At 73.6% G+C, this 22,549-nt stretch carries 19 protein-coding genes; 13 read left to right on the top strand and 6 right to left on the bottom strand.

The features are described from left to right. Positions 1-17: 17 nt before the first annotated feature. The gene (locus AB0H75_RS38720; RefSeq protein WP_367804745.1) at positions 18-1,646 is read right to left on the bottom strand and encodes an arylsulfatase; all 1,629 of its coding nucleotides are present in this window, start codon (positions 1,644-1,646) and stop codon (positions 18-20) included. Between the two features lie 97 nt (positions 1,647-1,743). After that, on the bottom strand, positions 1,744-2,637 hold the full coding sequence (locus tag AB0H75_RS38715; protein WP_367804743.1) for a sulfotransferase: 894 nt from the start codon (positions 2,635-2,637) through the stop codon (positions 1,744-1,746). Between the two features lie 228 nt (positions 2,638-2,865). On the opposite strand from AB0H75_RS38715, the gene AB0H75_RS38710 reads away from it, so the two are divergent. The 7 genes from AB0H75_RS38710 to AB0H75_RS38680 all read left to right on the top strand — a co-directional run bounded on the left by AB0H75_RS38710 (position 2,866) and on the right by AB0H75_RS38680 (position 12,305). Then, positions 2,866-4,122 carry an anhydro-N-acetylmuramic acid kinase gene (locus tag AB0H75_RS38710; protein ID WP_367804741.1) on the top strand — a complete coding sequence of 419 codons (1,257 nt, stop codon included), beginning with the start codon at positions 2,866-2,868 and terminating at the stop codon, positions 4,120-4,122. After that, a complete protein-coding gene (locus AB0H75_RS38705; protein WP_367804739.1) occupies positions 4,119-5,186 on the top strand; it encodes a serine hydrolase domain-containing protein in 1,068 nt (355 codons plus the stop codon). The genes AB0H75_RS38710 and AB0H75_RS38705 overlap by 4 nt, the downstream gene beginning before the upstream one ends. Positions 5,187-5,244: 58 nt before the next feature. Next, the gene (locus tag AB0H75_RS38700) at positions 5,245-5,991 is read left to right on the top strand and encodes a carbon-nitrogen hydrolase family protein (RefSeq protein ID WP_367804737.1); all 747 of its coding nucleotides are present in this window, start codon (positions 5,245-5,247) and stop codon (positions 5,989-5,991) included. Positions 5,992-6,090: 99 nt separating this feature from the next. After that, a complete protein-coding gene (locus AB0H75_RS38695) occupies positions 6,091-7,287 on the top strand; it encodes an endonuclease domain-containing protein (RefSeq protein WP_367804735.1) in 1,197 nt (398 codons plus the stop codon). 2 nt (positions 7,288-7,289) lie between these two features. Next, positions 7,290-7,958: a hypothetical protein gene (locus AB0H75_RS38690; protein WP_367804733.1), complete on the top strand. Its 669-nt coding sequence runs from the start codon at positions 7,290-7,292 to the stop codon at positions 7,956-7,958. Continuing rightward, the gene (locus AB0H75_RS38685) at positions 7,955-11,371 is read left to right on the top strand and encodes a DUF87 domain-containing protein (RefSeq protein WP_367804731.1); all 3,417 of its coding nucleotides are present in this window, start codon (positions 7,955-7,957) and stop codon (positions 11,369-11,371) included. Before AB0H75_RS38690 ends, AB0H75_RS38685 begins: the two co-directional genes overlap by 4 nt. 121 nt (positions 11,372-11,492) lie before the next feature. Beyond that, a complete protein-coding gene (locus AB0H75_RS38680; protein ID WP_367804729.1) occupies positions 11,493-12,305 on the top strand; it encodes an alpha/beta hydrolase in 813 nt (270 codons plus the stop codon). Here AB0H75_RS38680 and AB0H75_RS38675 read toward each other — a convergent pair. Both AB0H75_RS38675 and AB0H75_RS38670 read right to left on the bottom strand, forming a co-directional pair. Next, positions 12,276-13,376: a hypothetical protein gene (locus AB0H75_RS38675; protein WP_367804727.1), complete on the bottom strand. Its 1,101-nt coding sequence runs from the start codon at positions 13,374-13,376 to the stop codon at positions 12,276-12,278. The genes AB0H75_RS38680 and AB0H75_RS38675 overlap by 30 nt on opposite strands. Beyond that, positions 13,373-14,422, bottom strand: coding sequence for a TOMM precursor leader peptide-binding protein (locus AB0H75_RS38670; RefSeq protein WP_367804725.1), 1,050 nt, complete (start codon positions 14,420-14,422; stop codon positions 13,373-13,375). Before AB0H75_RS38670 ends, AB0H75_RS38675 begins: the two co-directional genes overlap by 4 nt. Positions 14,423-14,715: 293 nt before the next feature. Between AB0H75_RS38670 and AB0H75_RS38665 the strand changes: the two genes are divergently transcribed. Further along, entirely contained in the window at positions 14,716-15,321 is a 606-nt protein-coding gene (locus tag AB0H75_RS38665) for a VOC family protein (protein WP_367804723.1), read from the top strand. Between the two features lie 71 nt (positions 15,322-15,392). Here AB0H75_RS38665 and AB0H75_RS38660 read toward each other — a convergent pair whose 3' ends face one another. Further along, complete coding sequence (locus AB0H75_RS38660; RefSeq protein ID WP_367804721.1) at positions 15,393-17,057, bottom strand: endo-1,4-beta-xylanase; 1,665 nt, start codon at positions 17,055-17,057, stop codon at positions 15,393-15,395. Between the two features lie 250 nt (positions 17,058-17,307). Between AB0H75_RS38660 and AB0H75_RS38655 the strand changes: the two genes are divergently transcribed. From AB0H75_RS38655 to AB0H75_RS38640, 4 genes are all read left to right on the top strand, one after another. Next, the gene (locus AB0H75_RS38655; RefSeq protein WP_367804719.1) at positions 17,308-18,978 is read left to right on the top strand and encodes a class I adenylate-forming enzyme family protein; all 1,671 of its coding nucleotides are present in this window, start codon (positions 17,308-17,310) and stop codon (positions 18,976-18,978) included. A 203-nt stretch (positions 18,979-19,181) separates the two neighbouring features. After that, complete coding sequence (locus AB0H75_RS38650; protein WP_367804717.1) at positions 19,182-19,583, top strand: hypothetical protein; 402 nt, start codon at positions 19,182-19,184, stop codon at positions 19,581-19,583. A 50-nt stretch (positions 19,584-19,633) separates the two neighbouring features. Continuing rightward, entirely contained in the window at positions 19,634-19,993 is a 360-nt protein-coding gene (locus AB0H75_RS38645; RefSeq protein ID WP_367804715.1) for a nuclear transport factor 2 family protein, read from the top strand. Positions 19,994-20,221: 228 nt separating this feature from the next. Further along, positions 20,222-21,466, top strand: a complete 1,245-nt coding sequence (locus tag AB0H75_RS38640; protein ID WP_367804713.1) for an MFS transporter — start codon at positions 20,222-20,224, stop codon at positions 21,464-21,466. A 125-nt stretch (positions 21,467-21,591) separates the two neighbouring features. Here AB0H75_RS38640 and AB0H75_RS38635 read toward each other — a convergent pair whose 3' ends face one another. Further along, positions 21,592-21,825 (bottom strand): hypothetical protein, encoded by a 234-nt coding sequence (locus AB0H75_RS38635; RefSeq protein ID WP_367804711.1) that lies wholly within the window; start codon positions 21,823-21,825, stop codon positions 21,592-21,594. A gap of 103 nt (positions 21,826-21,928) precedes the next feature. Between AB0H75_RS38635 and AB0H75_RS38630 the strand changes: the two genes are divergently transcribed. Next, entirely contained in the window at positions 21,929-22,507 is a 579-nt protein-coding gene (locus AB0H75_RS38630) for a Uma2 family endonuclease (RefSeq protein WP_367804800.1), read from the top strand. Positions 22,508-22,549 lie beyond the last annotated feature (42 nt).

Below are 22,549 nucleotides of genomic sequence, written 5' to 3'. Positions count from 1 at the left end.
GTGGACTAGCGCGGAGGTCAGCGGGCCGTCAGCGCGCTCCTTGAGTGCGCCCTGCGGAAGAGCTGCGAGCGGCCGAGCGCCCTGAACGCGGCGCGGGCGACCAGGCGGTCGCGGCCGGCGGCGGGCAGCGGGAAGCCGACCGAGATCGCCATGCCCGGCTCCACCCGCCGCACCTTGCTCGCGCGGGCCCGGCGCGGGCCGTCGACACCCAGCACGACGTCGTCCCAGGGCACGGTGGAGCCGTTCTCCAGGGTCACCACGACCTCGTCGCCGCGGATCTCGCTCCTGAGCCCGTACGGGATGCGCGGGTCGGGCCCGATGGCGGCGTCCAGCGTGGCCATCAGCTCCTCGGCCAGCTCGGGCCGGGCGGCGGCCAGGTCGCGCGTCTCCCCCGGGTCGGCGGACAGGTCGTACAGCTCGACGCGGCCGTCCGGCCCGGCGCCGGAGATGTGCGGGGCGAACCGCACGCCCTTCCACCGGCCGCGGCGGATGGCCTGCGCCTTGCGCGGCCGGTTCCAGATCAGGTACTCGTGCCTGGGGGCACGCGCGCCGGTGAGCAGCCCGCGGTAGGAGATCCCGTCGAGGTTGGCCGGGACGGGCACCCGGGCCAGGTCGGCCAGCGTCGGCAGCAGGTCCCAGCCGGTCACCGGCTGCCGCACCACGCGCGGCCGCAGCCGCGGCGACCAGGCGATCAGCGGGACCCGGATGCCGCCCTCGTACACGTCGCGCTTGTCGGCCCGCCAGGGGCCGTTGGAGTCGAACAGCCAGGGCGTCACGCCCTTCTCGCGGTGCGGGCCGTTGTCGCTGGTGAACAGCACCAGCGTGTGCTCGGCCTGCCCCGACTCGCGCAGCGCGCGCAGCAGCGCGGCGACGTCGTCGTCCATCCGGGCGACCTGGGCGGCGTGGCGGCGGTTGGCCTCGCTCCAGGGGCGGCTCTCGTACGGGCCGGCGTCGCCGGGGACCGCGCTCGGCGCGTGCGGCAGGTTCGTCGGGAAGTAGAGCAGGAACGGCCGGTCGTGGTCCCGCTTGATGAACTCGACGGCCCGCTGCCGGAACAGGTGGGGCGCGTACTGCTTGCCGTCGAGCCGGACCCGCTCGCCGTTGTGCCACAGGTACGCGGGGAAGTACTGGTGGGCGTGCTTGTGGCCGATGTAGCCGAAGAACTCCTCGAAGCCGCGCTCGTTCGGGTGCGAGGGCTGGCCGGCCCGCTCGGGGCCGAATCCCCACTTGCCGATGCAGGCGGTGCGGTAGCCGGACAGCTGCAGCAGCTCGCCGAAGGTCAGGTCGGCGGAGGTCAGCGCGTGCTGGGGGCCGCCCTCGGGGTTCTCGCGGACGGTGCCGTGGCCGGTGTGCAGGCCGGTGAGCAGCGCGCAGCGGGAGGGGGCGCACAGCGGCGCCCCCGAGTACGCGTCGGTGAAGCGCACGCCCTCGGCGGCCATCCGGTCCAGGTTCGGCGTCCTGATCAGGCACTGGCCGTAGCTGCCGATCTCTCCCCATCCCAGGTCGTCGGCGAGGATGACGACGATGTTGGGACGGATCGGCAGGCCGCCGCCGGACGCCTCGGCGGGCGCGGACATGGCGGGCGGCACGGCGAGGCCGGCGAGGGTTCCGGCGAGTACAGCGCGGCGCGAGGGCCTGTTGATCACGAACGGCAACATATCGGAGGCTCGGGCGAATGGCGGGCAAATGGGAGGCGAACTTCGTCACAGACCCGCAACCGTCACCAAGCGGTCACGGGCCACGTCACCGCATGTAGTCCCAGGCCCGGCAGACCTCGTGCAGCGCCTCCGGCACCTCGTCCGGGGCGGGCAGCGGGCGGCCGGCCACGACCGTGCCCGTGCGGATCTTGTCACGCCAGTCGCCGACGCCCTTGACGAACGCGCCGTGGTCCTTGTCGCCGTACCTGAGCATGCCCGGCTCCCACTCGACGCCCAGGAACAGGCAGATCCTGCGCAGCTCGGCCTCCGGATCGGCGACCAGCGACTCGTAGCGCACGCTCAGCCCCTCCAGATGGGTACGGGCCTCCTCCAGGTACGTCATGTAGCTGAGCGTGCGCGGCACGGCCTCGCTCATGGGCCGCTTGACCGGGTCGGCCTCGTGCCAGGACTGCACGATCGACATGGGGTGGCGCAGCAGGAAGACGAAGCGCGCGTCCGGCCAGCAGGTGGCCAGGCGCTTCCAGACGAACACGTTGCTGGGCGTCTTCTCCACCAGGACCGGCTTGCCGCTGCGGGCCAGCTCGCGGTGGAGCACGCGGTCCCAGACCAGGTGTTCGAGGTCGCTGTGGGTGTGGCCGAGCAGTTCCATGGCCTGGCGTACGGGGTCGGTGCCGAGGCCGACGGTGATGCGCCGGAAGTGCGTCTCGATCGGCGCGTGTATCCGCGAGTGGCTGTTGAGCATGACGCGCAGCAGCGTCGAGCCCGACCGCACGGACGACAGCAGGAAGACGGGCTCGCGCAGCAGCCGGTCGTGCGCGGGGTCCACCGGGGGCCGTACGACGTCGCCGGGCAGGCGCCGCAGCTCCAGCGGGACCTTCGGGGGCGGCGGGGGCTTGGGCGGCGCCTTGCGCGGCTGCCTGGTCAAGGTGTATCCGGTCAGGCCCTCAAGCGTCGCGTTGGCCCGGTACTTCCAGTTCATGGCCCCACAAGGTAGAGACGGCCAGTGAACCCCGGGTGAATCCGGCCTGTGAAGATGTCGCCGGCGGTACAGCCGGAAACACAGCCGCCCGCCCCCGGCCTCCTCAGCCGGAGATAAACACCCAGGTGGTAGGGTCTGCGTCATTCTGACCTACTGTCGTCACTCTGACCTACTGTCCCGAGGAGGCCGCATGCCGCGTGGCGCGCACCTGAGCGCCGGAGGACGGGCATGAGGGTCCTCGGGATGATCTCGGGCACCTCGCACGACGGCATCGACGTGGCCCTCGTGGACTTCACCCTGGAGGGGGACGTGCTGCGCGGGCGGGTCGGGCACACGGCGAGCACGCCGTACCCGGCCGAGCTGCGGGCCGGGCTGCTCGCCGCGCTGCCGCCCGCGGCCACGACGCTGGCCGAGGTGTGCGTGCTGGACACGCTCATCGGGCAGTGCTTCGCCGGGGCCGCCGAGGCGGCGATCGCGGCGGGCGGGCCCGCCGACCTGATCGTCTCGCACGGGCAGACGGTGTTCCACTGGGTGGAGGGCGCGCACGCGCGCGGCACCCTGCAGCTCGGGCAGCCCGCCTGGATCGCCGAGCGTACCGGCGTGCCGGTGCTGTCGGACGTGCGCGTGCGCGACATCACCGCGGGCGGGCACGGGGCGCCGCTGGTGTCGGTGCTGGACGGGCTGCTGCTGGGCGGCCTGGACGGCGGGGCCGCCGTGCTCAACCTGGGCGGCATCGCGAACATGACCGTGCTGCGGGACGGTCGACTGCTCGCCTACGACATCGGGCCCGCCAACGCGCTCATCGACGCCGTGGTGACCGGCCGCGGGCTGAACGCGCGCGGCTTCGACGAGGACGGCGGGATCGCCGCCGCCGGGCGCGTCCATCCCGGGTTGCTGGCGGCGCTGCTCGACGAGCCCTACTACCGGCTGCCGCCGCCGAAGAGCACCGGCAAGGAGCTGTTCCACCTCGGGTACGTGGAGTCCGCCCTGGCCAGGGCGGGCCTCACCGGCCCGGCCGGCACCGGCGTGACCGACGCCGATCTAACCAGCACTGGCGTGACCGACGCCGACCTGACCGGCACCGGCCTGACCGACACGGACCTGACCGACGCCGACCTGGTGGCCACGCTCACCGAGCTGACCGTGCGGACCGTCGCCGCCGACGTGCGGGCGGCCGGCGTCGCGACGCTGGTGGTCTCCGGCGGCGGCTGCCGCAACCCGGTCGTCATGGCCGGCCTGCGCGCGGCCCTGCCCGGCGTGAAGGTGTCCCCCTCCGACGCCTACGGCGCGCCCGCCGACGACAAGGAGGCCATCGCCTTCGCCCTGATCGGCTGGCTGAGCGCGCACGGCCTGCCCGGGACCGTTCCCGGCGGCACCGGCGCCGCCGCCCCCCGCGTCCTCGGCACGCTGACCCCCGGCGCGGGCCCGCTGCTGCTGCCCGCCCCGGTGGCCACGCCGCCCCGCTCGCTGGTGCTGGCCCCATGACCGTGGAACCCGCGGCCGGCGGGCTGCCGGCGGAGCCGCCGCCCGGCCTGATCCTGGCCGCCCGCACGCCGTGGACCGAGCTGACCGAGGTCACCGGCCACCGCACCGTGCGCGCGGTGGACGGCGGCCTCGCCGGCGAGGAGCCCATGACGCTCGACACCCACCACGACCTCGCCTCGGTCACCAAGGTCGTGGCGACCACGACGGCGCTCATGCGCCTGGTGTCGGAGCGGCTGGTGGACCTGGACGCCCCGCTGAGCGCGTACCTGGCGCGCTCGTACGAGGCGATCACCGTCCGGGACCTGCTGCTGCACCGGGGCGGCCTGTGGGAGTGGTGGCCGCTCTACATCCAGGCGGCCCTGCCGCCACCCCGCTACCGCCCCGGCCGCGCCCGGCACTACTCCGACCTCGGCTTCATCCTGCTGGGCCGGATCGTCTCGGCCGTGACCGGGCTGCGGCTGGACCGGGCCGTGGCCGAGCTGGTCACCAGGCCGCTCGGCCTGACCCGCACCACCTACGCCCGGCCCACGGGCACCGAGGTCGCCATGAGCGCCCTGGACGACCGGATCGAGATGACCATGCTCGACACCGGCCGCCCGTACCCGGTCCCCTACCGCAGCGGCGACTTCGCCGGCTGGCGGCACGAGCCGGTGCTCGGCGAGCCGGCCGACGGCAACGCCTACCATGCCCTCGACGGCGTCGCCGGGCACGCGGGGCTCTTCTCGACGGTGCCCGACCTGCTGCGGTACTGCCTGGCGCTGTCCCGCTACCAGGAGCACGACCGGCTGTGGCGGCCGGAGACGGCCCGCGAGTTCTTCGCTCCCGGGCCGGACCCCGAGCAGGCGCTCGGCTTCCGCCGCTACGGCCTGGAGCTGGCCGGCGAGACGGTGACCGTGCTCGGCCACCCCGGGCACGTCGGCTGCGCGATCGGCTTCGTCCCCGGCCGCGACGTCGCGCTGGTCGTGGCGAGCAACCGCCTGCTCGTCGCGGGCGCCCCGACCCCGGCCGACGACCTCTGGCACGGCCTGCTGCGGACCGTCGCGGAGCAGGCGAGGAACGCCTGACCGGGCCCGCGGGAGGAGCGGTTCCGGGCATCGCGTCCGGCGGGTCACAGTAGAAGGCGTGCAGATCATCCTCGTTCAGCCCCCGCGCTACTCCTCCGACGGACACGCCAACTTCGACACGATCGAGGGGCTGGTCACCCCTCGCTCGGCCGAGCTGATGCTGCTGCCCGAGCTGGCCGGGGCGAGCCTGCCGCGCGCCGACTACCTGGCCCGGGTGCGCGAGCTGGCCAGGGGCGCCGGCATGGCGGTGGTGGGCGGCTCGCACTACGACGGCTCCCCCGGCGGCGGGCGGGTCAACCGGGGCGCCGTCGCCGACGCGGGCGGCACGCTGCTCGCCGAGTACGACAAGGTCCACCCCTACGGGCTGGAGCTGCGCTCGGGCGTCGTCCCCGGGCGGCCCGGCACCGGCTTCGAGCTGAACGGCCGCCGCCTGCGCGTGCTGCTGTGCGCGGACCTGTGGTACTCGGCCAGCCTGGCCGGGTACGAGGGCCTGGACGCGGTGCTGGTGCCCGCCTTCTCGGTCACCCGCTGGGAGGGGCCCGCCCCCGCCCGGCAGCTCTGGCAGCACATGAGCGTCGCGCGGGCCTACGAGTTCATGACGTACGTGGCCGTCAGCGACTGGCACCACGAGACCACCTACCACGGGCACCCGTGCGCGGGCGTGACCGGCCTGGCCAACCCGTGCCCGCGCACCCACGCCGGCTTCTTCACCGGGCCGCCCGAGGCCGCCGTCTCCGTCCACGAGCTGGACTTCGCCCGCCTGGACGCCTTCCGGCGTGATCGTGCCGAGCGCGGCTTCCGGTAGGGTGATCCGCCGTCCGGGGGCGGGGGCCGAGGACGGGAACGCGGTCCCGGGGTGACGCGATAGCCTGCCGTATCCGATTTCTCAGGGGGGCGGTGCCGGGTGGGGGCATGGGCGGAGCTGCCGGCCGGGCGGGTGGTCCGGCTCGGCGCGGACGCCGACGCCCTGGCGCCGGCCCTCGACCCCCTGCCGCCCGGCGCGCCCGCCGTCGTCACCTACCTGCCGGCCGGTGCCCTTCCCCTCGACGACCTGGTGGCCTCCGTCCTGGGCGAGCTGGACGAGGCGGCCGTCGCGCTGTTCCCCGCCTGGTTGCCCGAGGCCGGTGACATCGAGGGCGCGGGAGGCGCCGGGGTGGCGGCGGTCCGCGCGCTGGCCCGCCGCCGGGCCGCCGCCAGCGACCACTACGGCCCCTTCCTGGCCGAGCTGGCCGAACGCGCGCTGCTGGCCCGGACACCGCCAGGCGAGCCATGCGGGCCCGGGACAGGCGGGCCCGGGACAGACGGGTCCGGGACGGGCGGGCCCGGGACGGGCGGGTCCGGGACGGGCGGGTCCGGGACGGGCGGGTCCGGGACGGGCGGGTCCGGGACGGGCGGGTCCGGGACGGGCGGGTCCGGGACGGGCGGGTCTCTGCGGAGCAGGGCCGGGCGGAGCAGGTTCGGGCCCGAGACGCGGGCGGCGGGGCTGGCCAGGGTGCTGGCCGACGGCTACGGCAGGCGGGGGGCGGCGATCCTGGTGCGCGTGCCCGGCGGGCTCGCCCCGTGGGCGCAGGAGGCGCTGGTGGCCGCCGGCGAGTGGCTGGCCCACCGGGGCGGGTTCGGCGTGTGGCTCGCCGGCGCGCCCCTGGACGCGGTCGATCGTGTCGCGACCGTTCCGCTGGACCTGCCCGTACCGCCCGCGCCGCCCCTGACCCCCTCCCCCGGGACGCCCGCGATGCGGTACCCGCCCGTCGCCGGGCGGCCCCATCCCGCCAGCCGCGGCGAGCAGGCGCTGGAGGCGGCGCTCGCGGGCCGCGCGTGGGCGCGGGGCCGGGCCTGGAACCAGACGTACCGGCCGCACCCGCTGTCCGCCCCGATCCGGGTGGACCTGATGTGGGAGAAGGAGCGCTGCGTCGTCGAGATCGACGGCGACGAGCACCGGGGGGCCGCCATGTTCGCCGCCGACCGGCAGCGCGACGTACGGCTGCAGCTCGACGGTTACGCCGTCCTGCGCTTCCCCGATGTTCAGGTGATGACGGACATGGACACCGTCGTCCACCAGATCCGGCAGTTTTTACGGTCCCGCCGCGGGACGGAAGGATGAAGATGCCCGAGAAGGCGCTCTCGCTGCCCGAGTTCACCGCCCTGCTGGTGCTGGCCGTCGAGGCCCGCGAGGTCTCCAACACCGAGCTGAAGGAGCGCCACCGGCTCACCATCGACGGCTCCAAGCGGCGCAGGCTCAACGAGCTGCGGCTGGTGGACAGCCGCCGGGAGGGGCGGGCCTACCTGCACCTGCTGACCGACGCCGGCTGGGCCCGCCTGCAGGAGGACCTGCGCGCGGGCGCGGTGCCGCCGCAGACCGGCTCCTCGGGCGCCATCGCGCGGGCCCTGCTCGACTGGCTCCCCCGCTACCTGCGACGGACCGACCAGCGGCTGGCCGACGTCTTCCAGCCCGACGAGCCCGCAGAGCCCACCGAGCCCACCGAGCCCGCCGGGTCCGCCGGGTCCGCGGACGTCGAGGAGCGCATCCGCCGCGCCTACGCCGGGCTGGCCGTGCCCGGCGGCGCGGGCTGGGTGAGCCTGGCCAAGCTGCGGCCGCTGCTCGGCGGCGTCCCGAGGGCCGAGGTGGACGCGGCCCTCGTCCGCATGGAGCGGCTGCCGGACGTGGACCTCGTCCCCGAGTCCAACCAGAAGACGCTCACGCCCGAGGACCGGGAGGCGGCGGTGGTGATCGGCAACCAGGCCAAGCACCTGCTGTGGATCGGCGCCGCATGACCGTCCTGGGAGTGGACGCCCTCGCGGCGCTGCGGATCAACTACACCGCGAGCGCGGACGACGTCTGGCGGCACTCCGCCTTCCACGTGGAGGGCCTGCACCCGGACTCGGCGCGGTCCCTGCTCGCCGGGCTGGCCGAGACCGCCGCCACGCCCGACTCCAGCCCGATCGGGCTGGTGCTGCAGGGCCAGCGCGGCACCGGCAAGACGCACCTGCTGGGCTGGCTCCGCGAGGAGACGCAGCGCGCCGGCGGCTACTTCGTGCTGGTCGGCCTGCTGAGCGCCAAGGGCTTCTGGGAGAGCGTGGTCGTCTCCCTCCTCGACAGCCTCAACCGGGAGGGCGAGGACGGCCAGAGCCAGCGCACGGCGTTCCTGTCCCGCCTGGCCGCCCGGGCCGGCCTGACCCGGATGGCGCGGCGGGCGATCTGCGGCAAGCGCCCGGTCACCAGGGAGGAGCTGGACGCCTTCATCGCCGCCCTGCGCCGCCTGGACCGGCACGTCGGCGGCCAGGCGCAGGACACCGCGCGGGCGCTGGTGCTGCTGGCCGCCGAGGACCAGGCGCTGCAGGACCTCGGCGAGGCGTTCCTGTCCTCGGCGCCGGAGGAGGAGCCCGGGGAGCGGGCCCGCTGGGGCATCCGCCAGGTCGAGCGCACGCCGCAGGAGATCGTCAGGGACGTCTCCCGCCTGCTCGCCCTCACCGGCCCCACGGTCGTCGCCGTGGACCAGATCGACCCCCTCGTCGCCCAGTCCTCGACGGCCAGCGCGCACGACGTGATCCGCTCGCGGCAGGAGCGGCTGACGATCGAGCGCATCGCGGGCGGCCTCATGGAGCTGCGCGAGGTCACCCGCCGGACGCTGACCGTCGTCTCCTGCATCCCCGCGACCTGGGCGCTCGTCGAGAACGTCGCCGTGGACACCGTCCAGGACCGCTTCCGGCGGCCGGTCCGCCTGATGACCGTCTCCGACCCGGACACCGCCCGGCGGCTGGTGGCCCGGCGCTTCGAGGTCCTGTACGAGGCGGCCGGCGTCAAGCCGCCCCACCCGACCTGGCCGGTGCGGCCCGAGGCGTTCGAGCAGGCGCCCGGGTTCACCCCCCGGCAGTTGCTCATCGAGATCGACCGGCACGTGCAGGGCTGCCTGCGCGACGGCGTGGTCAGGGAGCTGGAACGGTTCCAGGACGTGGCCGCACCCCCGGCCCGGCCGCCCGTCCCGGCCGCCGAGCTGCGGGCGATCGACGCCCGCTACGCGCGGCTGCGCGACGCCGTACCGGCGCCGGAGATCGACCAGTTCTCCGAGGACGTGGTGATGCCGGCGCTGCTGTCGGCCGGGCTGTCGGCGTGGATCGCCGAGCAGGGCGAGGTCGGGGCGGCCTACAGCGTGGACCCGCCGCCCAGCTCCAAGCCGCCGCTGCACGCCCGGCTGCGGCGCACGCTCGACGAGGCCAGGGAGGACGAGGTCCACTGGGCCTTCCGCGCCGTCACCGCCGAGCACGGCAACGCGGCGCTCAACCGGGTGCGCAGGGCGTGCGTGGCGGCAGGGCTGGACGCGGAGGTGCCGAAGCGGCGGCTGTTCCTGCTGCGCAACCTGCCGTGGTCGAAGGGCACGGCGACGCGGGAGACGATCGCGGCGTTCGAGCGGGCCGGCGGGCGCACGCTGGCGTACGGCGAGCGCGACCTGCGGGTGCTGGCCGCGCTCAAGGCGCTGCGGGAGGAGAACCCGCCGGGCCTGGCGGCCTGGCTGGCCGCGCGCCGCCCGACCACCGAGGTGAGCTTCCTGACCGACGCCCTCTCCGCCCCCCGGACCACCCCCACCCCGGCAGGCGCCCCGGCCCCGGCGGGCATCCCGGCCCCGGCACCGGCCTCGGCAGGTACGCCGGCACCGGCGGCGGCGGACGCCCCGGCTCCAGCGCCCGCGCCGCCCGCTCCGCCCAGCGCGACCCTGCCCGGCGCGACCCTGCCCGGCGCGACCCTGCCCGCGCGCGTCCCGGGGCTTCCCGTGCGGACGCCGTCGGCCGCGCCGTCCGCCATCGCGCGGGCCGCGGCGGCGCGCCCGGCCGCCGGCCCCGCCGCCGGTCCCGAGGCCGGTTCCGGGGCCGGTTCCGGGGCCGGTTCTGGGGCCGGTTCCGGGGCCGGTTCCGGGGCCGGTTCCGGGTGGGCGTCGCGGTCGTGGTTGCCGCTCGGGCGGCGGGTCGCCGACAGGGCGCCGGTGGGCGTGGAGCTGGAGGCGCTGCGCAAGCACGTGACGATCTTCGCCGGCTCCGGGTCCGGCAAGACCGTGCTCATCCGGCGCCTGGTCGAGGAGTGCGCGCTGCTCGGCGTCCCGGCCATCGTGCTCGACCCGAACAACGACCTGGCCAGGCTGGGCGACCCCTGGCCCGAGCCGCCGCCCGGCTGGCACGGCGACGACGCGCGCAGGGCCGCCCGCTACCTGGCCGGCACCGACGTGGTCGTCTGGACGCCGGGCCGGGCGGGCGGCCGCCCGCTGAGCTTCCAGCCGCTGCCGGACCTGGCCGGGCTGGCCGGTGACCCCGACGAGTTCGCCGAGGCGGTGGAGGCCGCGGCCGAGTTCATCGTGCCGCGCGTCCGGCTGGCCGCCAACACGAGCAGGGCGCAGCTCGGCCAGGCCGTCCTGCGCAAGGCCCTGGCGTACTACGGCCGCCGCGGCGGCACGAGCCTGAAGGGCCTGGCCGCGCTGCTGTCGGACCTGCCCGACGGGGTGAGCGAGCTGGCCGACGCCCGCCGCATCGCCGCCGGCCTGGCCCAGTCGCTGACGGCCGCCATGGACAACGATCCGCTGTTCGGCGGCGTGGGCGAGCCCGTGGACCCGGGCCTGCTGATCACCCCGCCGGAGGGGCGCCGGGCCCGCGTGTCGGTGATCAACCTGGCCGGGCTGCCCGGCCTGGAGCAGCGGCAGAGCTTCGTGAGCCAGCTCCAGATGGAGCTGTTCGTCTGGTTCAAGCGGCATCCGGTCCAGGACCGGCCGCTGGGCGCGCTGCTGGTGATGGACGAGGCGCAGACCTTCGCCCCGGCCGTCGGCGCGGCGGCCTCCACCCGCAGCACGCTGCTGCTCGCCTCGCAGGCCCGCAAGTACGGCCTCGGCCTGGTCTTCGCCACCCAGGCGCCCAAGGGCCTGCACAACCACATCCCCGGCAACTCTTCCACCCAGCTCTTCGGCCTGCTGAACGCCCCGATCCAGATCTCCGCCGCCCGGGACATGGCCCGCGCCAAGGGCGGCGACGTGCCGGACGTCTCGCGGCTGGGCGCGGGCGAGTTCTACGTGGCGCCGGAGGGCGGCTCGTTCGCCAAGCTGCGGGCGCCGATGTGCCTGAGCTGGCATCCCCGCGCGCCGCTGACGACGGAGGAGGTCGTCGAGCGCAGCCGGCGGGCCGCGACGGGAACGAGGCCCGCCGGCTGACCGCCGAAATACGCCCAATTTCCGGAAATCGCGATTTCTTCTTCAAAAAAGAGGAGACTTGGCGGCCGCGGGCCGGCGTTCTAAAGTGGCTCACCGCCATTCCGAAGGACCGGAGGAGAACATGGGCTCCGGAATGTTCCCCGTCCCGGGCGCCGAGCTCTATTACGAGGTACGCGGCTCGGGCCCGGTCCTGCTGACGATCCTCGGCGGCGGCTCGGACGCGGCGATGGCGGCACCGCTCGCCGAGGCGCTGGCCGCCCGCTACACGGTCATCACCTACGACCGGCGCGGCTTCACCCGCAGCCCGCTGTCCGGCCCGCCGGGCGAGCAGCGCGTCGAGGAGCACGCCGACGACGCCCTGCGGCTGCTCGACGCCTCGGGCGGGACGCCCGCGCTGGTGTTCGCCAGCCATTCCGGCGCCCTGATCGGCCTCGACCTGCTGGCCCGGTGCCCCGACCGGGTCCGGCGGCTGGTGGCGCACGAGCCGCCCGCGTTCGGGTTGCTGCCCGACGCGGGCCGGTGGCTCAGGCTGTCGGAGGAGACGGCGGAGCTGTGCCGGAGCGAGGGCGTCGGCCCGGCCGCGCGCAGGCTCGGCGAGGAGACCGGCATGGCCGCGCCGCCCGAGCCCGACCCGCGCCTGCCGGAGTGGGTGCGGGCCATGCTGACCAGGATGAAGGCCAACCTGGGCACGAGCCTGCTGTACGAGCAGCTGCCCTTCTCGCGCTACGTCCCCGACGCGGCGGCGCTGCGCCCGCTCCCGCTCGTGCCCGCCTGCGGCGCGGACACCCGCGGGCCCATCCGCGACTGCACGCTCGCGCTGGCCCGCCGGCTGCGGGCGGAGGTGGCGGAGCTGCCCGGCGACCACGTGGGCTACCTGCGGCTGCCGGCCGAGTTCGGCGCGGCGCTACACGGCCTGCTGTCGGCGGCGGCGTGAGGTGATCACCCGGCGGCCGAGGACGTACAGGTAGAGCAGCCATCCCGCCGCCACCAGCGCCAGGGTGGCGACCGGCTGCCAGCCCGGCGGCCCGGCCAGGGAGCGCCGGCACACCTCGGCCGTGATCGGCACCGTGTAGAGGGCGAAGAACGCCAGCCCGAGCACCCGCCCGGCGACCAGGAACCAGGCGTAGGCCCGCACGCTGCGCCGGGCGGGCGGCCGCTCGCGCCGCAGCACGGCCCGCAGGTACGCCTGCGCGTCCGCCATGAGGTTCTTGTCCCCGGCGGCGTTGGCGAGGGCGTAGTAGACGTCGGTCCGCATGAAGAACAGGAACTGCCAGGCGATCTGCGACAGGCAGATCACCATGACCAGCCGCACCGCGGGCAGGTCGGCGACGTACAGCAGGCACGCCCCCGCGCACGCCAGGAACCAGTCCACCCGCATGCCCGCCAGGTACGCCCGGTAGCGCCGCCGCCGCGGCACCGCCCAGATGCCGGTGATCCTGGTCTGCACGACGAGGAACTGCATGCGGGTGCCGAGCGACAGCTCGGCGCGCACGCCCAGGGACCGGGCGGCGGCGACGTGGCCCAGCTCGTGCACCAGCACCAGGAGCCACGACCCGGCCGCGAACGCGACGGTGAAGGCCAGGCCGTTCCCCCACACCAGCGACGACAGGCTGGGCAGCACGCGGGGGTCGGCGAGCGCGGCGGCCACGGCGGCGGCGGTCAGCAGGGCCAGCAGGGCGTCGGCCGGCCGGGAGAACAGCCAGGCGACGTGGCCGGGCCGGACGCGGTCCCAGAGGTTGGGCGGGCGGCTCGGGCGGGCGAGCAGCCCGGCGCCCTCCAGCCCGGCCACGAACGCGGCCACGTCCACGTCCTCGCCCCGCTCGGCCAGGACGCGGGCGCGGGCCTCGGCGGCGGTCCTGGTGCCGTCGAGTGCCCGGATCACGGCCACCGCGACGCCGGGCACGTTGACGAACGTCTCGCCGTTGCCGATCACGTAGTCGTCCGGGCCGTCGGCGACCACGGACAGGAACGACAGGTCGGCCCGGACGTCCTGGGCCGCCGTCACGCGCACACCCCGCACCCGCCGGACCGGTCGAACTCCCAGGTCGTGGTGGTGAGCGTGAGCAGGTCCAGCCAGACGGCGCGGCCCTCGACGGCGGGCGCGCCGGTGCCGGTGAGGTGCCGGATCACCTCGGCGGCCAGCATCCCGGACACGATCGCGCACAGCGGCCCGAACGAGGGGATCGTCCGCCCGGGGTTGTCGCCCGCGGGCAGCGTGGCCGAGCCGTAGCGGGCGGCGAGCGCGCGTTCCTGGCAGGCCAGGCAGCCGGTCCTGCCGGGCACGACGAGCGGGCCGAGCAGGCCGACGTGCTGGTTGAAGCCGCCGGTGACGAACGGCGTCCCGGCCCGGACGCAGGCCAGGTTGACCCAGCGGCGGATGTGCGGCTGCGGCGTGTCCACGGTGTTGACCACCAGGTCGGCGTCGGTCGGGACGTCATCGGGGCCGGTGATGCGCCGGCGGAGCTGGCGGACCTCCAGGCCGGGGCGGTGCTCGGCGAGCCGGCGCGCGGCGGCGGCCGTCTTGGGCTCGCCGACGTCGCGCGGGGTGTAGAGGTGCTGGCGGTGCAGGTTGCTGGGCTCGACCCGGTCGTCGTCGAGGAGGGTGAGCCGGCCGACGCCGGAGGTGGCGAGCTGGAGCGCCACGCCGCCGCCGATCGCGCCCGCGCCGAGCACCGCGACGTGCCGGTCCTTCAGCCCGGCGAGCGCGGCGGCGGCCTCCCGCGCGGGATGGAACATGGCCAGGAACAGCGCGAACCTCGACAGCTCGGGGTCGGCGGCCAGCAGGTCGAGGTCGTCGGCGGTGACCAGGACGCGGGCGGCGCGCAGCTGCTCGACGGCCGCGTCGATCTCCTCGGGCGGGACGTCGCCGATGAGCTCGTACAGCTCGGCCTGCTCGACGGGGGCCTCGGCGCACAGCCGCACGAGGCGGCGCAGGGGCGGCGGGGCGGGGTCGAGGATCTGCCCGGTCGGCGGGAAGTCGCCGAGCCGCACGCGCTCACGCGCGTCGTCCACGAACAGCGGGAAGGCGGGGTTCACCTGAATCTTCGGCATCAGGGGTCTTCCGGATACGCGGGCGGGCCTCCTGCTCCGGGGGCAGGCGCAGGAGGCCCCATGGCACGTGGGTCAGCAGCTGTTGCTGTTGCCGGTGGTCTCGATCTCCTCGACCTTTCTGATCTCGATCGTCATGAGCGATCCCTTCCTCGATCTTGACGGTTCGCTGTGATCGTAAGTAAATACGGTGAAAAAAGGGAGACCCAATGACGTATGGGAAAATTGTATTTCCGAAAGGACTCTCCGGATTACCGCCCCTTACCACAAATAGTTGAAAGGCGTACAATTAGGGAATGGCCGATACATCCGATCCGGTGCACTGGCGTGGCGTGCACCATCTCGCCCTCGTGACCGCGGACATGGACGCCACCGTGCGCTTCTGGCACGGCGTCCTCGGCGCCCGCCTGGTCACCACGCTGGCCGTCCCCGCGTTCCGGCACTACTTCTTCGAGGTCGCGCCGGGCAACACGATCGCCTTCTTCGAGTACGCCGACCAGCCGCTCGACAGCTTCGCCAAACCGGCCGGCGTCCCGTACGCGCGGGCGGCCCAGTTCGACCACCTCTCGCTGCACCTGCCGGACGAGGACGCGCTGCACCGCATGCGCGACCGGCTGAAGGCGCACGGCTGCGAGGTGACCGACGTCATCGACCACGGCTTCCTGCGCTCGATCTACTTCAGCGACCCCAACGGCATCGCTCTGGAGGCGTCCTGGTGGACGGTCGATCCGACCGGCCGCCCGGCGGACCACTCCGACGAGCGGCTGTTCGCCGACCCCGACCCGGTGCCGGCCGTGCGCGAGCTGCGCGAGGAGGGCCGCCTGCGGCACACGGTCGCCACCCGCCTGGTGGAGGGCATCATCGAGGACCTGCGCCGCGAGGGCGTCACCCTGGACCCGTGACCCCCGGGCGGCGGCAGACCACCCGGGGGCGTACGCGGGGCCGGACCGGCCGGTCAGGCGGGTCAGGCGGGTCAGGCGCAGGTGTAGCCGGAGGGCGTCTGCGTGTCGCCGCTGGGCCGCGCGACCTGGAAGCCGAACGACGTGGTGGCGTTCGGGCCCAGGTTGCCGTTGTAGTTCGCGTTCTTCGCGGTGACGGTCTGGCCGCTCACCGTCACGCCGGCGTTCCAGGAGCCGACCAGCGTGTGCCCGGCGGGCAGGGTGAAGGTGACCGTCCAGCCGGTGATAGCGGAGGTGCCGGTGTTGGTGACGGTCACCGGCTGGACGACGTAGCCGCCGCCCCACTGGGTCTGGACGGTGCCGGCCGCGGTGCAGCCGCCGCCCCCGCCCGGCCCGGACTCGGTGGTGAAGGTGGCGAGCGCGGAGTTGGCCGACAGGTTGCCCGCGCCGTCGCGCGCCCGCACGTACACCTGGTACTGGGTGCTGGGGCTCAGCCCGGTCAGCGTGATCGAGGCGCCGGTGCTCTGGCCGAGCAGCGTGTCGGTGGCGCCCTGCTCGCGGTAGACGTTGTAGCCGGCCAGGCCGCTGCCGCCGGTGTCGGTGGAGGCGGTCCAGGTCAGGGCCGCGGAGTTGGAGGTCACCGTGCCGGCCGTCGGCGTGCCGGGCGTGCTGGGCGGGGTGGTGTCGGTCGGGGTGCCGCCCGCCAGCGCGTCGTGCACGGCGGTGTACGACGGCTTCTGCTGGTAGTTCTCGTCGTAGATGAGCGCGGCGCCCTCGCCGGAGAAGGTGTCCGGCACCCACGAGTACTTGTCGGTGAAGCCCCAGATGGTGACGCCGGCGCAGGCGGTCACGGCCAGGCAGGCGTTGACGACGTTGCGGTAGTAGGTGGCCTGGGTGGTGTCCTTGCTGCTGCTGCGCGGCATCTGCATGCGCACGTCCAGCTCGGTGACGCGGACCTGGACGCCGAGCGCGGCGAAGCGCTCCATGTTCTGCTGCATGTCGTTCGGGAAGCCGTACTGGATGGAGAGGTGGCTCTGGAAGCCCACGCAGTCCACCGGCACGCCCTGCTGGCGCAGCGAGGAGACCAGGTTGTACATCGCGGTGCTCTTGGCGTTGATGCCCTCGACGTTGTAGTCGTTGATGCACAGCTTGGCGTCGGGGTCGGCGGCGCGGGCGGCGCGGAAGGCGTCGGCGACGAAGCTCTGGCCCAGCGTGTTGTACCAGAACGAGGAGCGCCAGCCGCCGTTCTCGTCGAAGACCTCGTTGACGACGTCCCACGACGTCACGGTGGCGTTGCTGGCGTAGCGGCCGACGACCTGCGCGATGTGGCTCTGCATCGCCGAGCGCATCTGGGTGGCGCCGAGACTCTGCACCCAGCCGGGCGTCTGCTGGTGCCAGACCAGCGTGTGGCCGTGGACCTGCTGGTTGTTCTGGGTGGCGAAGTTGACGATCTGGTCGGCGCCGGAGAAGGTGAACTGGCCCGGGTTGGGCTCGGTGGACTCCCACTTCATCGCGTTCTCGGCGGTGACCTGGCTGAACTCCTGGGCCGCGATGGTGCGGTAAGAGGCCTCGTTGGCCAGTTGGCTGGTGGCGAGCGCCGTGCCGATGAACTTGCCCTTGGCGGCGGCGTGCGTGCGCAGCGGCGCGGAAGCGTCGGCCGCCGTGGTGGGCAGGAGGAACGCTGCGGCGACCCCCAGCAAGGTGAGGACTCTGACGAGCGCGGACGAAAGGACGGACATCTACCCTCCGGGTGCGGGCAATCGATCCGAAAGTTTCGATCCCTCGTGGATCGCATCGCAGACGGTATTGACATGCCCTTGGAGGGTCAATGCCGGCGCTCATCGGCGGCTAAAGCAGCAGCTTGGAGGCTGAAAGTATCGGCGTTCCCATGAAATTTTCATCGGGAGGGCGGCCCTAGCGCAACGTACTGACCGGTCGGTACTGTGATTTATCCAGAATAATCGTCCAAAGGCGGGGAGCGTTCTGCAGATGTCCCTTACGCACGCCCAGGTCCAGGCCCAGCTCACCGGCCCCGGCCAGCTCTTCGAGATGGAGGAGATAGGCGACACCGGGGTACGCACGTGGAAGCACGCGCCCACGCACTTCCGCGCCCTGCTGGAGATGAGCCGCTTCCACGGCGAGAAGGTCTTCCTCGTCTACGAGGACGAGCACATCACCTTCGAGGACCACTTCCGCCGGGCCGCGACGCTGGCCAACCGCCTGGTGGACGAGTACGGCGTGCGCAAGGGCGACCGGGTCGCCGTGGCCATGCGCAACTACCCCGAATGGGTGATCTCGTTCTCCGCCGTGCTCGCCGCCGGAGCCGTCGCCGTGCCGCTCAACGCCTGGTGGACGGAGAGCGAGCTGGCCTACGGCGTGCACGACTCCGGCGCGAAGGTGCTCATCGCCGACGGCGAGCGGGCCACCCGGCTGGCCTCCACCGGCGTGCCCATGATCGTCACCCGGGGCGAGCCGGGGGCGGGGGCGCGGGCGTTCGCCGACGTCATGGGCGAGGTCGCGGCCGACGTGCGACTGCCCGAGGTGGAGCTGTCGCCCGAGGACCCGGCCACGATCTTCTACACCTCCGGCACCACCGGCAACCCGAAGGGCGCGCTCGGCAGCCACCGCAACATCGGCCAGGCCCCCATGACCGTCGCCTACGGCCTCATGCGCGCGGTCGCGATGGCCGGCAAGGACGTCGGCACCGCCGCCGGCACCCGCAAGATCACGCTGCTGACCGTGCCGCTGTTCCACGTCACCGGCTGCTTCTCGGCCATGACCACGACGATGTTCAGCGGCGGCGGCCTGGTCCTCATGTACAAGTGGGACCCCGAGCAGGCGCTGCGCCTCATCGAGCGGGAGAAGGTCACCGCCATGATCGGCGTGCCGACCAACGCCTGGCAGCTCATGTCCCACCCCGACTTCGGCAAGTACGACCTGTCGTCGCTGTCCACCCTCGGCTACGGCGGCGCCCCCGCCCCGCCCAAGCTGCTGGAGCGCATCACCGAGAACCTCCCCGACCGCGCCCCCTCCAACGGCTACGGCATGACCGAGACCAGCGCCCTGGCCATCGGCAACGGCGGCGCCGACTACCAGGCCAAGCCGGACAGCATCGGCCTGCCCTCCCCCGTCGTGGACGTGCGCGTGGTGGACCCCGCGGGCGGCCAGCTCGCCCCCGGCGAGGTCGGCGAGCTGTGCATCCGCGGCCCGAACGTCATCCTCGGCTACTGGAACAAGCCCGAGGCCACGGCCGAGACCTTCGTGAACGGCTGGGTGCACACCGGCGACCTGGCCAGGATCGACGAGGACGGCTTCGTCTACATCGTGGACCGCGCCAAGGACATGGTCATCAGGGGCGGCGAGAACGTGTACTGCGCCGAGGTGGAGGCCGCGCTGTTCGAGCACCCGGCGGTGGACGACGCCGCCGTCATCGGGGTGCCGCACGACGAGCTGGGCGAGGAGGTCGGCGCGGTCGTCCGGCTCAAGCCGGGCGCGTCGCTCACCCCGGAGGAGCTGCAGGAGTTCCTGGCGGGCCGGCTGGCCAAGTTCAAGATCCCGGTACACGTCTGGTTCCGCGACGACGAGCTGCCGCGCAACCCCGGCGGCAAGATCCTCAAGACCCACCTGCGGCGCGAGGTCCTCGGCACCTCCCGGTCCTGATCCTCCCCGCGGCCGGTCCCCGGCCGCGGGTCGTTCCCGGCGGCGGCCGCAAGTGGCCGCCGCCGACGAATTTTACCGGCGTTCCCGCAGGTCAGGCCGCATGCCCTGTCCTGCTCTTACCTGGCGCGTAATCGCGGCTCCTACCCCGTGGCTGACATCTTCGAGGTGTCGCAAGCAGTGCAAGCCACTTCAAGGAGGCCGATATGACCGCCGTCACCGTCACCGCCGACAAGACCAGGTTCCTGCGTCTCGCGCTGGCCGCCGACGCCGTCGTCACGGGCGGCAACGGCCTGGCCTACCTCGTCCTGGCCGGGCCCGTCGCCGGACTGCTCGGCCCGGACGCGGGACTGCTGCGCGGGATCGGCGCCTTCCTGCTGGCGTACGGGGTGGCCGTCGGCCTGCTGGCCGCCCGCCCCGATGCCGGCCGGGCCGCCGTCAAGGGCGTGATCGCCCTGAACATCGCCTGGACCCTCGGCAGCGTCGCCGCCGTCGTGACCGGCGCCCTGGAGCTCACCACCGTCGGCGCGGTGTGGGCCCTCGCCCAGGCGCTCGTGGTGGCCGCCTTCGCCGAGCTGCAGATCATGGGCCTGCGCAAGGCCCGCTGAGTAGAACACCTCACTGAGAAGAACACCTGACTCACAAGGAGATGACGATCATGGACAACGCCCTCGTCGAGCGCTACGTCGCCGCCTGGAACGAGACCGACGCCGACGCCCGCGCCAAGGCCGTGGCAGCGCTGTGGACCGAGGACGGCACCTACACCGACCCGCTGGCCGACGTGGCCGGGCACGACGCGATCGCCGCCGTCATCGAGGGCGCGCAGGGCATGTTCCCCGGCCTGGTGTTCACCCCGGGCGAGGTGTACGACGCCCACCACCACATCGCCCGCTTCACCTGGCACCTCGGCCCGGCGGGCGGGGAGCCGGTGGCCGTCGGCTTCGACGTCGTGGAGCTGGCCGAGGACGGCAGGATCCGCCGGGTGCTGGGCTTCCTGGACAAGGCCCCGGCCGCCTGACGACCATCTGACGGCCACCTGACGTCATCCGACGCCATCCGACGCCATCCGACGCCACGTGAGACGGTCACCGACCGGCCCGCCGGAGGGCCCCGGGGTTCTTCCCCCGGGGCCCTCCGGCGCGTCCGCGATCTGCGAAAACGATTTGCGGCGCGGCGCCGCCGCCCCGGACAATCTAAGGTCGTGCCTGACCGAGTAAAAAGTCTTCTTCGTCACTTTCGCATTGATGTGGGCCCGCTGCGCGACTCGCGCGACTACCGGCTGATGTTCATCTCCGGGGTCATCACAATGTTCGGCACCTTCATCTCCGCGGTGGCCGTGCCCTACCAGATGAAGGAGCTGACGGACTCCTACCTGGCGGTCGGGCTGGTCAGCCTGGCGGAGTTCGTGCCGATGGTGGTGTGCGGGCTCTGGGGCGGCGCCATCGCCGACGCCCTCGACCGCCGCAAGATCATCGTACTGAGCGAGGCGGGCCTGCTGGTCACCGCGCTCGCCCTCATGGTCAACGCCCTGCTGCCGGAGCCCCAGATCTGGGTCCTCTACGTGATGGGCGCGATCTCCACCGGTGTCGCCTCCCTCCAGCGGCCCAGCATGGAGGCGGTCTTCCAGCAGGTCGTCAAGCACGACCAGCAGGGGGCGGCCGCGGTGCTGTCGAGCCTGCGCTGGAACTTCGGCGCCATCGTGGCCCCGGCGCTGGGCGGCCTGCTGGTGACCTCGGCGGGGCCGGCGGCGGCGTACGCGGTGGACGCGGTGACGTTCGTGCTCTCGCTGGTGCTGCTGTGGCGGATCCGGTCGCTGCCGGCCGGCGAGGACGCCGCGCCCGCGTCGCTGCGGTCGCTGGTCGAGGGCGTGCGGTACGCGGTGGGCCGGCGCGACCTCATGGGGACGTACCTGGTGGACATGGCGGCCATGATCTTCGCCATGTCCACGGCGCTGTTCCCGTTCCTGGCCGACCAGTTGCGCGCGCCGCAGGCGCTCGGGCTGCTGTACTCGGCGGGCGCGGTCGGCGCGCTCATCGCCTCGCTCACCGGGGCCTGGGCGGCCCGCGTGCACCGGCACGGCCTGGGCGTGATCATCGCGGCGGCGTTGTGGGGCGCGGCCGTGGCCCTGACCGCGCTGGCTCCCAACATCTGGTTCGTCGTGCTGTTCATGGCGCTGGCCGGAGCGGCCGACATGATCAGCGGCATCTTCCGCTCGACCATGTGGAACCAGACGATCCCGCAGGAGCTGCGCGGCCGGCTGGCGGGCATCGAGCTGCTCTCCTACGCCAGCGGCCCGATGCTGGGCAACGCCCGCGCCAGCCTCATGGCCAACCTGGGCGGTGTGCGCTTCTCGCTGGGGGCGGGCGGGCTGCTCTGCGTGGGCGCGGTGCTCGCCCTGGCCGCGGCGCTGCCCGGCTTCCGCCGCTACGACGCCCGTACCGACGAGCACGCCCTGGCCGAGAAGGCCCGCCGCGAGGTCAGCCCGGTGTGAGACCGGGCGGCACAACCACCGCCCCGCGCACCGGCTGAGCGCGGGGCGGGCGCAGAGGGCGGGCGCAGAGGGCGGGCGCGGGGTGCGCGCGGGGTGCGCGCGGGTGCGCGCGGGGCGGGCGGTGCTCAGCCCGCCTCGCGCCAGCCGCCGTACCGCTCGACGAGCTCGTCCACCTTGGCCAGCGCCTCGGGGTCGAGCCCCTCGACGGCCACCACCCACTGGGCGTCCTCGGCGTCGTCCTCGCCGGCCAGCGTCTCCCGCACCACGCGCGGCACCCCGAGCCCGGGAAACCACTCCCCCAGCGTCTCGGCCACCTCCTCGGCATCCTCCCGCTCCCCGAACACCAGCAACTGCGTCATGCACCGATTCTCTCAGGCTCAATTCGTATGCGTTCTTTTACACAGCGTGAACGCACTACATTGGTAGCGTTGAGTCATGACTGCCGAAGCGGTGAACGTTGAGATGACGTCTCCCTCACTGCCCGATTGGGTCTTCCCGCCTCCACGAGGCTTCACGGCAGAAGACCTCGATCACATTCCGGATTTGCCTGCGCACACTGAGTTGATCGATGGAAGCTTGGTTTTCGTGAGCCCCCAAGCCTCCTTCCACATGTGCGTCGTGTCGCTTCTGGAAGGCGAGATGCGTCGCGCGGCGCCGGCGGACTACCGCGTCCGCAGGGAGATGAGCGTCATCCTCAACCCGTCCCAGCGGCCCGAGCCAGACCTCTGCGTCGTGTCGGCCAGCGCCATCAGAGACCACGGGCAGACCTTCTTCCACGCGCAGGACGTGATCCTGGCAGTTGAGGTGGTCTCTCCCGAGTCCTCCGTCCGCGACCGCAGGCGCAAGCCGGTGCTCTACGCCGAGGCCGGGATCCCGCACTTCTGGCGGGTCGAGGAGCAGGGGGGCAAGCCGGTCGTCTACGTCTACGAGCTCGACCCCGCCACCAGCCTCTACGCCCTGACCGGGCTGCACCACGACCGGCTGAAGCTCACCGTCCCCTTCGACCTCGACCTCGACCTGGGCGAGATCGACCGCATGTGACGAGGGCCGGCACGGCGTCCACCGTGCCGGCCCTCGGGCCCG

It is taken from the genome of Nonomuraea sp. NPDC050783 (assembly GCF_040802095.1).
Lineage (GTDB): Bacteria > Actinomycetota > Actinomycetes > Streptosporangiales > Streptosporangiaceae > Nonomuraea.
This window is presented reverse-complemented; position numbering and strand designations above follow the sequence as displayed.